Raw genomic sequence first — 14,034 nt, forward strand, 5'->3', positions numbered from 1 at the left:
ATATTGCCTTTATGATTCCTTTTGAAGATATCGAACGCACTATTAAAGTTTTTCACAAGCATAGCTTAACGGAAGAAGCGGCTTTGTGGCTTTTAAGAGTTTACGAAATTGAAGATCCAAATTTTGCAGGCTTTGCGTTTAGAGAACCCGCAAAACCAGCATTCATTCTAATGACAACGGAAGGCGTAATTGGCCAACCACAAATCATCCGTATTCCAGAAAACACTTTTGAATATCCGCTTGTTCTTATGCTAAATTTACTGGCGCACGAAATGATGCACGTGAAACAAAAATCGCCTGAAATTGCTATGCAAGACAAAAACGAACGCGAATGGCAAGCTTATTATGAGATGTTATTTCACAAAGAATTTCCCTTAATTCCAAAGGCATCGGCTTATCATCAAAAATATTTTGCTACAAAAGCATTTGTGTACTATGATCGTTCTGAAAATGAAATTCCGTTGCGCTTGAAATACGAAGATCAAAAAATGGAAATTGAAAATTTGATCAAACATTTGGGTTAAACCCGATGCATTAGTTTTAATCGAAAGACTTTCTTAGTTTTGGACCTCAAAATATAGTGCCTTGAAAACTTCTCGTTTACTTATAATATTCCTATTCATTTTTTCCGTTTTTAGCTACTCACAAGTTAAGATTATGTCTTGGAATGTAGAAAACTTAGGCAAATCTAAAGCACCGGAAACCATCTCTTTTATTGCTTCCCTATCAAAAGAGTTTGACGTAATTGCTTTGCAAGAAATTGTGGCAGGCTATGGCGGTGCACAAGCAGTAGCCAAACTTGCCGACGAACTGAATCGTACAGGTTCTACATGGGATTATGTGGTAAGCGACCCTACAAGTAGTAGTGCTTATAAAACGGAACGGTATGCCTTTTTATGGAAAACAAAAGTTGTCAAGAAGATTGGCAACCCTTGGTTAGAACAGCAATATGCTTCACAAATTGACCGAGAACCTTATTATTGCACGTTTGAATATCAAGGAAATAATTTTACGCTGGCAAACTTTCACGCGATTACTAAGAAAATGCAACCAGAGACAGAAATTAAATATTTCAAATATTTACCTGCTTTATATCCGACTTTAAATCTGATTTTTGTGGGTGATTTCAATTGTCCGCAATCGCATACCGTTTTTAATCCGTTGAAGAAAATGGGCTATAAAAGTGCTTTCATCAATCAAAAGACATCTTTAAAGAAATCCTGTAAAGAGGCTGAATGTTTAGCTTCCGAATTTGATAATATTTGGTATGATGCAACTAAAATAAGCCTAAAGAATTCAGAAGCACTTCATTTTTATACCACTTTTGAAACCTTGGAAGACGCTCGGAAAATTTCAGACCATATCCCCATAACGACTGAAATTTGGTTTAGCGACCTAGTGGAAACGAATCCTAACTCAAGCCGCTAAACGATACCAAAAAACTAGTCCATCAAGAACACTCAAAAACAGCAAAAAAGCGCTTTTTTAAAAAATATGGAAAATCGTGCTCAAGCCTTGCTATCAATGGAAAATTTAGGTATTTCAACAAAGCGAAAAAAACACAAATCGCTGTATTTTAGACCTGTAAGAATACGCAGCAATTAACCTAGTGATGCCGAACAATGTTAAAAACTTGCCTTAATTGTGAACAAGTTGGGCTTTCATTTGTCATTTGAAAGTATAAACTTTGTACTTGTCGGTTAGGCATAAATCCGGAGTTAGTGCACTATGACAAAAACAATTCTATTTTAACCTTTAACACCTTAAATCATGAGTGTAAAGTACAAAGTTCTTCCAAGAAAGAACCCTCAGGACCTGTTAGCGCCTGAAAAATTTTATGCCGCTGCCATTGCAGACGGAGAAACTGATTTAGACAAACTAGCCGAGCAAATTTCGTATCAATGCACGGTTACGGAATCAGACTGCTATGCTGTGTTGTTGTCCTTAGAGCGCAACATCATTAGCGAATTAGAGCAAGGTCGCATTGTGAAACTAGGCCGTCTAGGCAATTTTCAAATTGGAGTAAGTTCAGAAGGAAAAGACACTGCTGCCGAAGTAACTTCTGGGGCCATTGTTAAAACCCGAATTTTATTTCGACCTGGAAAACGATTACGTTCTTTATTGAAGGATTTGTCCTTTAGAAAAGCGAGCTAGAAACCCTGTTTTTGAGCGTAATTTTGTAGTAAGACCTCGAGTATTCCAGTGCTCGGGGTCTTTTTTTGTAAAAAATTGTTACAATCCTAACAATTTCGTCCGCGTCAAATAAAAGTTTCGTCCGCATCAGGCGCTTGCTTCGTTCGTATGACTTGTAAAAAACGTCGGGACACGTTTAAAAAAGTGCTTTTTAAGAAAATGGATCGTTTTTACCGAAAATTCGATGCCTTGTGCTTTTAAAAAACTTTGTTGTCCTTATTAAATCGCTGTTTTTTTTGACTAAATAAGTGCCAAAAACACATAAAAAAAGCTCAAAAAATGGAGCTAGAAACCCTGTTTTTGAGCGTAATTTTATAATAAGACCTCGAGTATTTCCAGATACTCTATCGAATTTAATGCTCAAATATAAAACTTCTTTTACTATTTTTGTAAAAAATTTTACATTTTAACACCAAAAAAAGGTCTTTTTTATAAGCACCAAAACCACAAGAGGCTACCCTATTTTCTTAAAATGAATTCGTTTTTTAACTGAAAAAGCGGAGAACTTCCTCTTTAAAAAAAACGTCTTACTGTTATAAAAACCCACGCTTCGCTAGACGATCCATCCGATAAAAGAAACCAAATTATTTGGTTTTATTATATTTTATACATTTATTTTTTAGAATAGCGCCACACTGCTTTTTATAATTAGTAGTTTTCTTATATTTACGGAAATCTATTCCACATAATGACACTACAACAATATATTGACAAAATAAACATCCTGTACAAAACAGGCAACGCAAGAGAGCACTCCTATCGTGGAGACTTACAAAACCTAATCATGGCAATTTTACCAGACGTTCTGGTAACCAATGAACCCGCTAGAGTTGATTGTGGTGCTCCTGATTATGTATTGACACGAAAGGACATTCCTGTTGGTTATATTGAAGCAAAAGATATTGGAGTAGATTTAGGAAGTAAGACACTTAAGGAACAGTTTGATCGTTATAAAGCGGGTTTATCAAATCTAATTTTTACCGATTATATGGATTTCCATTTTTATAAAGATGGAGAATTAACTACAAAAATTGCCATAGCAAAAGCGGATAATGGTTCAATAATTCCATTAACTGAAAACTTTGATGAATTTACACACCTTATCCAAAATTTTGCACAAACCGTTTCTCAAACGATTAAGTCACCGACTAAATTAGCAAAGATGATGGCGGGTAAAGCTCGTTTAATGGCTGATATTATTGAGAAATCTTTAAACCATGATGATACTGAAGGGAAACGCTCGCAACTAAAATCGCAAATGCTTTCGTTTCAACAAATGCTAATTCACGACATTGACAACAAAGCATTTTCAGATATTTATTCTCAAACCATTGCTTACGGTATGTTTGCGGCTCGATATCACGATCCTAGTTTAGGGGATTTTTCACGTATGGAAGCATCACAATTAATTCCTAAGAGTAACCCATTTTTACGAAAATTATTTCAGGATATTGCGGGTTATGATTTAGATACTCGTTTAGTTTGGATTGTAGATGAGTTGGTAAATATTTTTCTTGCGAGTGATGTTGCCGACATTATGAAGAATTTCGGGAAGAGCACAAAGCAAGAAGATCCTGTAGTACATTTCTATGAGACCTTTTTAGGTGAATATAATCCCGCATTAAGAAAAGCTCGAGGAGTTTGGTACACCCCTCAACCTGTAGTTAATTTTATTGTTCGTGCGGTCGATGATATTCTAAAAACAGAGTTTAATTTACCACAAGGATTAGCCGACACAAGTAAGACTAAAATAAAACAAAAAAGCGTAACTCAAACAGGAACGGGAGCTAATTCTAAAATTAAAGAAGTTGAAACTGAAATTGAGGTACACAAAGTACAAATTCTTGATCCAGCTACAGGAACAGGAACTTTCCTTGCCGAAGTAGTAAAACACATACATAAGAAATTTGAAGGACAACAAGGTATTTGGAGTAAATATGTAACCAATGACCTCATCCCTCGTTTAAACGGCTTTGAGTTGCTTATGGCGAGTTATGCCATGGCACATTTGAAAATGGATATGCTATTAACTGAAACAGGTTACAAGCCAACAGACGACCAACGCTTTAAAATATTTTTAACCAACTCATTAGAAGAAGCGCACCCTGACACACAAACCCTGTTTAGTAGTTGGTTATCTGACGAAGCCGACCAAGCCAACGCCATAAAACGTGACGCACCTGTAATGGTAGTAATTGGAAATCCGCCTTATAGTGGTGAAAGTGCCAATAAAGGAGAATGGATTATGAACCTAATGGAAGATTATAAAAAAGAACCAGGAGGCAAAGAGAAATTAAAAGAACGAAACCCAAAATGGATAAATGATGACTATGTAAAGTTTATACGTTTTGGGCAACATTTTATTGATAAAAACGGAAGTGGAATTTTAGCATTCATCAATCCTCATGGCTTTTTAGACAACCCAACATTTAGAGGAATGCGTTGGAATTTACTAAAAACCTATGATAAAATTTACACTATAGATTTACACGGCAACAGTAAGAAAAAAGAAACGGCTCCAGATGGTTCTATTGACCAAAACGTTTTTGACATCATGCAAGGGGTTTCAATTAATTTATTTGTAAAAACAGGAAAGAAAAAAGAAAATGATTTAGCAGAAGTTTTTCATTATGATTTGTATGGAAAAAGAGAATTGAAATATGATTTCTTATCAAATAATTCACTGAAAACAATCGGATATAAAAAACTACCTAATGTTTCTCCAAATTATTTTTTTCAAGACAAAGATTTTGATGTGCAAGATGTATATGATGATGGGATAAGTATAGATAAGTTATTTCAAACTAATTCTGTTGGAGTAGTAACTGCAAGAGAAGATATAACCATTACTTTTGACAAAAAGTATTTAGAAAATATAATTCATGATTTTAAAAATCTTGAAGCCGAAACAATAAGAAAAAAATACAATATTTCTGAAGACACAAGAGATTGGAAAGTTTCATTTGCAATTGAAGATTTAAAAAAGAATGAAGGTAATTTTGTTAAAATAGCCTGTAAACCATTCGATTTAAGAACAACATTTTATACGGGAACAACAAAAGGTTTTTATTCCTATCCAAGAAAAGAAGTTATGAGAAATTTTATCAATAACGAAAACATTGGATTAGTTGTTTCAAAACAAGCTTCCCAAGGCTTTAAACATGTTTTTTTAACAAATACTATTTGTAATTTAAATTTAACTGGAACAGCTGGCAAGTTTGGTGCTGGCTATACTTTCCCTCTCTATCTTTATCCCGAAAGTACAACACAACAAAGTTTATTAAACGAAGTCGTTCGTAAGCCTAACCTTAACATAGGAATTGTAAATGATATTGCAAAAGGGTTGGGTTTACAATTTATTCCTGAAAAAGAAGAAGGAAATGTTTGTTTGGCAAATAATAAAGAAGTACGCTCAGAGTTTAGAACCACGTTTGCTCCAATTGACTTGTTGGATTATATCTATGCGGTTCTACACTCACCAACCTATCGAGAAACTTATAAAGAATTTTTAAAAATAGATTTTCCACGAGTTCCCTATCCAAAAGACGGAGCAACATTTTGGCACCTTGTGGAACTAGGAAGTGAACTAAGACAAATCCATTTGTTAGAAAGTCCAACAACTGAAAAATATATCACTCAATATCCTGAAGATGGTGACAATATTGTAACAAAACCAACTTATAAAAATGGAAACGTTTATATTAACGAAACGCAATATTTCGCCAACGTTCCTGAAGTAGCTTGGAACTTTTACATTGGCGGTTACCAACCTGCTCAAAAATGGCTCAAAGACCGCAAAGACCGTGAATTGAGTTATGAAGATATTTTGCATTATCAAAAAATTATTGTGGCATTGCATGAAACGGATAGGATTATGAAGGAGCTTGATGCAATCGCGATTTAGAAGGTTCTAATCACTATTGTGTGAGAAATTCTAAAAAGAAGCGTTAAGATGGATAAGCTGAAAGAGCTGAAAAGTGAAAAATGAGATTCAAAATATCTGGAAATAAACAAAAAATCCTTAAAAAGCTATTTATTAGCTGATTAAGGATTTTAAAAGTACCCGGAGCGGGAATCGAACCCGCACACCTAAGTACACGAGTTTGAGTCGTGCGCGTCTACCAATTCCGCCATCCGGGCAATGGAAATGATGTTTGTATCATTAAGTGAGTGCAAATGTAAAAAATATTTTCGCAATTCATCAAAAAATAGTTAAAAATATCCTTTCAGAGTCCAATTTTATTTCTAAATTTGCACCTCGTTAAAACGACACAACACTAACTAACTACTAAACAATAAATTAACATGCTGTATCAAGAACCAGAAGCTAAAATTTTTGCCTGTTCTCAAAGTGTGTACCTGGCCGAAAAAATTGCTGAAAAGTATAATGTTCCGCTTGGTAAAGTTACGTTCTCAACCTATAGTGATGGTGAGTTTCAGCCTTCTTTTGAAGAATCCATAAGAGGATTGCGCGTGTTCTTAGTTTGTTCTACATTTCCAAGTGCAGACAATTTAATGGAGTTATTATTGATGATAGATGCTGCTAAAAGAGCTTCTGCCAGACACATAACCGCAGTTATTCCTTACTTTGGTTGGGCAAGACAAGACCGAAAAGACAAACCACGAGTGCCAATTGGAGCCAAACTAGTAGCAAAATTGCTAGAAACTGCAGGAGCTACTCGCATCATGACTATGGATTTACATGCCGATCAAATTCAAGGTTTCTTTGAAAAACCAGTAGACCATTTATTCGCGTCTACCATCTTTTTACCTTATTTGAGAAGCTTAAATCTGGAAAATTTAACGATTGCATCGCCAGACATGGGCGGTTCAAAAAGAGCTTATGCCTATTCTAAATTTTTAGAATCTGACGTAGTGGTGTGTTACAAACAACGCAAAAAAGCGAATGTTATTGACACCATGGAGTTAATTGGAGAAGTTAAAGGAAGAAATGTGGTGTTAGTAGATGATATGATTGACACTGGAGGGACTTTAGCGAAAGCCGCAGATGTAATGATGGAAAAAGGCGCATTGAGTGTTAGAGCAATTTGTACACACGCTATATTATCTGGCGACGCGTATGAGAAAATTGAGAATTCTCAATTATTAGAATTAATTGTTACCGATTCTATTCCGTTGAAGAAAGAATCAAAGAAAATAAGAGTTGTGAGTTGTGCGCCATTATTTGCAGAAGTAATGCACATGGTACAAAACAACAACTCAATTAGCGGTAAGTTTTTAATGTAAAAATTAAATTACCCTTCAGTAAAAATTTTGAAATTAATTTTAGAAGTTTAACTGAACTTGAATAAGTATTTTTTTATTAATTATATATATTTTACAATGAAATCAATTACGATTAAAGGATCAGAAAGAGAAAACGTAGGTAAAAAGGCAACTAAAGCCGTACGTGATGCTGGAATGGTTCCTTGCGTTATATACGGAGGAAATCAACCAGTGCACTTTATTGCAGACGAAAGAGCATTTAAAGGATTAGTTTACACTCCAAACGCACACACAGTTGTAATTGAGTTAAACGGTGGATCTTACAATGTAATTATGCAAGACATTCAGTTTCACCCAGTGAACGACAGAATTCTTCACATTGACTTCTTCCAATTAAGCGACGACAAAGAAATCGTTATGGAAGTACCAGTTAAAGTTACAGGAACTTCGCCAGGTGTTTTATTAGGAGGTGTTTTACGTTTAAACCAACGTCGTTTAAAAGTAAAAGCATTACCAAAAGACTTACCTGATTTTGTAGAAGCTAATATTTCTAAATTAGAAATGGGTAATAAATTATACATTACGCAATTAGAATCAAAAAATTACAAATTTATGCATGTTGACAATACTGTTGTTTGTCAAGTAAGAATATCTCGTGCAGCGATGAAAGCGGCTCAAGAAGCAGCAAAAGCAGAAAAAGGTGGCGCAAAAAAGAAAAAATAATTCTTTTTCAACCCATAATAAAGAAGCATCAGTTTTTACTGGTGCTTTTTTTATGTTCAAAATTGCTAAACTTTATCTTACTTTTACATTATGAACTGGATTTTAAACATTTTTAGCAAAAACAAAACAGAAGAACAACGACCAATGAAGAAATTTTTAATTGTTGGGCTAGGAAATATTGGCTCAGAATATGTGAACACACGCCATAATATTGGATTCAAAATTCTTGATTATATTGCTAATCAAGAGAACATATCTTTTCAAACAGCAAAACTAGGAGAAATTGCCGAACTTAAAATTAAGGGTCGAACACTTATTTTGCTCAAACCAAATACTTATATGAACTTGAGTGGAAAAGCCGTAAAATATTGGTTGGAAAAAGAAAATATTGAGAAAGACGACATGTTGGTAATCACAGACGATCTAAATCTTGCTTTTGGCACCATTAGAATTAAAACAAAAGGTAGTGACGGTGGCCATAACGGCTTAAAGAACATTCAATTACTTCTTAATTCAACTGAATATCCACGTTTTAGATTTGGAATTAGTGATGCTTTCAAAAAAGGACAACAAGTAAACTACGTTTTAGGCGAATGGGGAGAAGAAGAAAAAGAAAGTTTGAAGGAAAGGTTGCAAATGAGTGCTGAAATAGTCAAATCATTTGCACTAGCCGGTTTAAATAATACAATGAACACTTATAACGGAAAATAAAAAAGGGAAGCTAAATTAGCTTCCCTTTTTTATTATTTAAACTTATGTTATTTATTCAATAACAATTTTCTTAACTTCTTTTTTAGCACCATCTTGAATAGTTACAAGATAAATACCCGCTTGTGCTTTGTTAAGTTGTAATGATTCATTAAACAAACCAGTATTAGCGAAAGACTTATTATAAATCTCTCTACCTCTCATATCATGTACATTTACTTTAATTTCATTTCCTGAATCAGAAGTAAACTGAACATTAAAGCTACCGTTATTAGGGTTTGGATATAATGTGAAATCATCTAAACCAAATGACTCTGTTGCCAATGTAGCTTGAACAGAACAAACTGTTAATGTATAAGAAACTACATTTCCTAAATCACCAGGTCCGACATCACGAATACCTACTAACCAATTCCCATTTGGATTCAAATTGTTAAAAATACTTAATGGTGTTGCTGGAGTTACATTTCCTGTAATTGTTGGAGAACAAACAATACCCGCGCCTTGATCATCAAATGTTGCATTAATATTATCATTTGTTGTACAAGATTGATTAAAAATGGTTGATTGTGTTGTTGTAACCATTGGCCCTTGAAGAATAATTTGTAAATCAGAAACATAAGTATGCGTTAAATTAACTGCAATGTTAACATCTGATATATTAGCTGTTGTAGGTACATTAATTGATCTAACAGTAAAAGCTGTATTATTGTCAGGAATAGCAAAACCTGTATTCATTGTGTAACTATTACAAGTTGTTGTAACAGTATAACCAACTGCAAAAGCTGGTGAAACATTAAAGAAAATATTTGCACTTGCTTTTACCATGAATCTACAATATGGCGCAGCAACTGCAGCTGGCAATGTTACCGACTGAGTACCGTCATTTGGTGTGCCTGCAAGTAAAAGTGACCAAGTAGCACCATTATCTGATGAAAAGAAAATATCTACATTAGTAGCACCAGTAATTGTGCTATGTCCATTAGCTCCTGTAGCACCTGTCCAAACAACAGTTTGTGCCGACCCAACTGGATAACTTGTCCCTGCTGCCATAGTAACGGTTAGTGCTGTTTTATTAGCTACAGTTACAACAGCATTAGCAAAATTAGTTTGACCTTGTCCTAAAACATTATCTCTAGCTGTTAATCTAAAGTTTAAAGTTCTAGCAACAGAACTTAAAGCTTCAGCAGTTACATCTAAACCTCCTGTAGTTGCACTACCATTTAAGATTGAAGTCATTATAGGAAAATATCTCACTGGGCTAGCCGAATCTTGATAATTTACCCAGTTAGGTCCTGATGTTTTCGCTATAGAAGCCGCACTGTTTGCATTTGTATTACCAGATCCATCATCATTTTGTTCCCATGTATATGTAATTGCTCCTGCCCCACCAGCATCAGTAGCAGAACCTGTTAACACGAAAGGAGTACTTAATGGAATTGTCCAGTTTCCACCCGCATTAACCACTGGAGCTGAATGTGTAATTGCAACAGTAGTTTGACACGATTTACCTGCCATATTAGCTTGAACTTGTGCTATACTTGCTGAGTGAAAAACGTCAATTGAATGCAAATGCGTATCATAAGGCGTAATACCTGCATATCCCATAACCGTAACACCAGAACCCACTTCTATATTTACACCTGTACCTTCACTACTATTTGAAAAAGTGTGATTTGCTCCAAATTGATGTCCAATTTCATGAGCCACAAAATCAATATCAAAAGCATCTCCTACTGGTGCAGTACTTGTAGTGTAACCACTCCCTTTGTAAATGTCTGGTGCAATTCCATCTCCGTCAACATCTGTTATTACATTACTACATACACAACCAATACATCCCGCATTACCGTTATTTCCCACATTACCCATTAAATGCCCTACATCATAATTTGCATTACCAACAACCGTATTTAATGTGTTAGCTAATTCACTATTATAATTAGCGTCTGTTGCTCCATATGGATCTGCAACGGAACCATCATAAATAATAGTCATGTTGTTAATTAAATTCATATGTATTGCAAAATCCGTTTCAAAAATCCCATTAACACGAGTCATAGTCGTATTAATAGCAGATAATGCACTTGTTTTTGGAGTAGCTAAAGCTAAAGCTGCGTGGTGATATGCAGTATACTCTGGAGTTACAGACATAGCTAATCTAAAATTCAATAACTTTCCTGTGCTAGAACGAGAAACACTATTTGCTTTGTTAGTTAAATCGTTAACTAAAGCACGCTCCGCTGGAGTTGTACAAGTAAAAGGTAGTTTCCCTTTTACTCTTTCAGAATTGTAAACAACATGAATTCTTCCATCCTCAGAATATGGCTCCATATACTCAGTTGGTTTATCCGCTCTAGAAATCATTGTATTAATCCCTCTTGGATTGATACTTAATCTAAGTCTAGCATATTTATCATCAATACCTTGACCTACATAAGCACGAATATCAGGAAATTGAGCTTGTAATTCAGCATCAAAATTTGAAGCTTCATAAATACGAAAACGCTCTAATTTTCCTTCCGCATTTGGCAGCGAAATAATAGCGCTAGTTCTATTTTCTGCAAATCTATCTGTTGCAGAATAAAGCACTTGTTTTATTGCGTTTAAATCTAATTGCATCAAAGTAAACTCACTTGGAAAAGTAGTTCTTTCTGCAGTTTTAGAAACCTTAATCTCTTGGCCTTTATAACTTGACCAAGCCTTATCCGTTTGCGAGAATCCAAGATTCGCAACGAATAAAGTAAGAATTAATAGTACAGTTTTTTTCATTCTTGGTTAATTTTTTTGATTAATTCACAAATATATTAAAAAAATTAAATCAATTGCAATAAAATTGATTTTTAACACACGATTAAACAAGGATATTATTAAAATATCCGCTAACTTCTTTTTTTTACAAACAACATCAATATTAATTTTTAAGCCTTTATCTTTGCTTATAATTAATTACAAAAATTGAAAACCTATAATTCTATTTTTAACTATTCTTGTAAGAAGAAAACAATCCTTACCCTTGGAACTTTTGACGGTGTTCATATAGGCCATCAGTCGATTTTGAATAAGTTAAAAAAAGCCACAGTCAACGGTTTATATGAATCTGTTGTACTAACATTTTTTCCACATCCAAGAATGGTTTTGAATCAAGATGTCAATATTAAGCTACTAAACACCATTGATGAAAAAACGGAATTGTTACAAAAATTTGGTATTGATTCTTTAATAATTCATCCATTTGATGCTACTTTTTCAAAATTAACGGCTGAGGAATTTGTTTTTAACATATTGGTGAAACAATTAAATATCCAGAAAATAATTATTGGATATGATCACCGATTCGGAATTAATAGAAGTGCTAATATTGACGATTTAATAAATTTCGGAATAAAATACAACTTTGAAGTAGAACAAATATCTGCAAAGGAAATTGACGCAATATCGGTTAGCTCAACAAAAATAAGGAAAGCACTTTTAGACGGAAATGTAAAGAATGCTAATGAATACCTAGGCCATTCCTATTCTTTTTCAGGAAAAGTAGTAGCAGGTAAGAAAAACGGAAGAGCTATTGGCTATCCCACAGCAAATATTCAAATTGGAGAAAATTACAAATTAATTCCAAAAACCGGCGTTTATGTAGTTTCAAGTAAAATTGAAGATTCCCTTTTTTACGGAATGATGAACATTGGTAAAAACCCAACTCTTGGCGACAATGAACAGACCATTGAAGTGCATTTTTTCAATTTCGATGCCGTTATTTATGATCAAATTTTGACCATTTCAGTATTAGAATTTATCAGGGTCGAAAAGAAATTTGAATCATTAAGCGAACTACAAAAGCAATTAGGCAAAGACAAGAAAACTTCGCTAGATTTCATAAGGAACTATGAAACAACACTTCTTTAAAAATATAGACAACGCACCACTAATCGTTTTTCGGATATTTTTCGGGTTTTTAATTGCGTGTGAAAGTTTTGGCGCAATTTTTACGGGCTGGGTAAAACAAGTTTTCATTGCTCCTCAATTTACATTTTCATTTATTGGTTTAGCGTGGTTGCAACCGCTACCGGGTTATGGCATGTATTTATATTTTTTAATTATGGGCGTTTTAGGCTTACTAATTATGATTGGTTTTCGGTACAAATTTGCAATTATAAGTTATACAATTCTATGGGCTGGCGTTTATTTTATGCAAAAATCATCCTACAACAATCACTACTATTTATTGCTACTCATAAGTTTTTTTATGATTTTTTTACCGGCTAATCGCTATGCGTCTTTAGACGTGAAACAACGCAGAATAGCAGCAGAACACGGAATGCCTTATTGGATTAATTTAGTGTTTATTAGCCAAGTTGCGCTAGTATATTTTTATGCAGCACTTGCAAAGTTTTATCCGGGTTGGCTCGATGGCACTTTTACCAAATTATTACTTGAAGGCACGACTTCGAACAGCCAATTACTTCAAGTTTTCTCTAACAAATGCTTTTATCTTTTTATTGCTTACAGCGGCATACTATTCGATTTGCTAATTGTTCCTTTATTAGTATTCAAAAAAACGAGAACCATTGCACTTTTAGCTTCCTTAGGTTTTCATTTATTTAACGCCATTTTTTTACAAATCGGAATTTTTCCATTTTTCGCGCTGAGTCTTAGCTTGTTTTTTTATCCTCCGGAAAAAATTAGAGCGTTATTTTTTAAGAATAAACCTATAATTGACACGTTACAAGTAACTAATTGTTTTGGAAAGAAAACATTTATATACTTGCTAATCCCCTTTTTGTTTGTCCAATTCTTATTGCCGTTAAGACATCATCTAATTAAAGGTGATGTGCTTTGGACCGAGGAAGGTCACCGATTAAGTTGGCGCATGATGTTGCGCAAAAGAGATGGATTTATTTCCATTACTATAAAAGACAATGTTACGCAAGAAACCAGTTTGTATGATTACTACAAAAACCTTTCGCCTAAACAAGCACAAATATTAGCAACTAAACCCGATTTTATTTGGCAATATTGCCAACGGATAAAAGAGGAATATAAAGGAAAAGATATTAGTATTTATATCGCTTGTAAAAATAACATCAACAATGGTGAATACAAAACATTAATTAATCCCAAACAAGATTTCGCAACGGCTAAATGGGATTATTTTTGGCACAATGACTGGATTTTACTGCATTAAAA

The 14,034-nt window shown here is 34.1% G+C and carries 10 protein-coding genes and 1 tRNA gene; 9 read left to right on the forward strand and 2 right to left on the reverse strand.

Annotated features, from left to right (window positions below):
- The first annotated feature begins 11 nt into the window (after positions 1-11).
- The 4 genes from T1L09_RS10705 to T1L09_RS10720 all read left to right on the forward strand — a co-directional run bounded on the left by T1L09_RS10705 (position 12) and on the right by T1L09_RS10720 (position 6,097).
- The gene (locus tag T1L09_RS10705) at positions 12-524 is read left to right on the forward strand and encodes a hypothetical protein (RefSeq protein WP_322550955.1); all 513 of its coding nucleotides are present in this window, start codon (positions 12-14) and stop codon (positions 522-524) included.
- Between the two features lie 133 nt (positions 525-657).
- Positions 658-1,428: an endonuclease/exonuclease/phosphatase family protein gene (locus tag T1L09_RS10710; protein WP_322550956.1), complete on the forward strand. Its 771-nt coding sequence runs from the start codon at positions 658-660 to the stop codon at positions 1,426-1,428.
- Positions 1,429-1,770: 342 nt separating this feature from the next.
- Complete coding sequence (locus tag T1L09_RS10715) at positions 1,771-2,154, forward strand: HU family DNA-binding protein (protein ID WP_322550957.1); 384 nt, start codon at positions 1,771-1,773, stop codon at positions 2,152-2,154.
- A gap of 727 nt (positions 2,155-2,881) precedes the next feature.
- Complete coding sequence (locus T1L09_RS10720) at positions 2,882-6,097, forward strand: type ISP restriction/modification enzyme (protein ID WP_322550958.1); 3,216 nt, start codon at positions 2,882-2,884, stop codon at positions 6,095-6,097.
- A 156-nt stretch (positions 6,098-6,253) separates the two neighbouring features.
- On the opposite strand, the gene T1L09_RS10725 is transcribed toward T1L09_RS10720, so the two are convergent.
- Positions 6,254-6,333: transfer RNA gene (locus tag T1L09_RS10725), tRNA-Leu, on the reverse strand.
- Between the two features lie 165 nt (positions 6,334-6,498).
- Between T1L09_RS10725 and T1L09_RS10730 the strand changes: the two genes are divergently transcribed.
- The 3 genes from T1L09_RS10730 (at position 6,499) to pth (ending at position 8,853) form a co-directional block, all read left to right on the forward strand.
- Complete coding sequence (locus T1L09_RS10730; RefSeq protein WP_322550959.1) at positions 6,499-7,440, forward strand: ribose-phosphate pyrophosphokinase; 942 nt, start codon at positions 6,499-6,501, stop codon at positions 7,438-7,440.
- 96 nt (positions 7,441-7,536) lie between these two features.
- Positions 7,537-8,142 carry a 50S ribosomal protein L25/general stress protein Ctc gene (locus T1L09_RS10735; RefSeq protein ID WP_322550960.1) on the forward strand — a complete coding sequence of 202 codons (606 nt, stop codon included), beginning with the start codon at positions 7,537-7,539 and terminating at the stop codon, positions 8,140-8,142.
- Between the two features lie 144 nt (positions 8,143-8,286).
- Complete coding sequence (gene pth / locus T1L09_RS10740; protein WP_322551560.1) at positions 8,287-8,853, forward strand: aminoacyl-tRNA hydrolase; 567 nt, start codon at positions 8,287-8,289, stop codon at positions 8,851-8,853.
- 51 nt (positions 8,854-8,904) lie between these two features.
- On the opposite strand, the gene T1L09_RS10745 is transcribed toward pth, so the two are convergent.
- Positions 8,905-11,622, reverse strand: coding sequence for a zinc-dependent metalloprotease (locus T1L09_RS10745; RefSeq protein WP_322550961.1), 2,718 nt, complete (start codon positions 11,620-11,622; stop codon positions 8,905-8,907).
- A gap of 186 nt (positions 11,623-11,808) precedes the next feature.
- Here T1L09_RS10745 and T1L09_RS10750 point away from each other — a divergent pair, with 186 nt between their 5' ends.
- A complete protein-coding gene (locus T1L09_RS10750) occupies positions 11,809-12,753 on the forward strand; it encodes a bifunctional riboflavin kinase/FAD synthetase (protein WP_322550962.1) in 945 nt (314 codons plus the stop codon).
- The gene (locus T1L09_RS10755; RefSeq protein WP_322550963.1) at positions 12,734-14,032 is read left to right on the forward strand and encodes an HTTM domain-containing protein; all 1,299 of its coding nucleotides are present in this window, start codon (positions 12,734-12,736) and stop codon (positions 14,030-14,032) included. Before T1L09_RS10750 ends, T1L09_RS10755 begins: the two co-directional genes overlap by 20 nt.
- Positions 14,033-14,034: the final 2 nt, after the last annotated feature.

Source organism: Flavobacterium psychraquaticum (genome assembly GCF_034497725.1).
GTDB classification, from domain to species: domain Bacteria; phylum Bacteroidota; class Bacteroidia; order Flavobacteriales; family Flavobacteriaceae; genus Flavobacterium; species Flavobacterium psychraquaticum.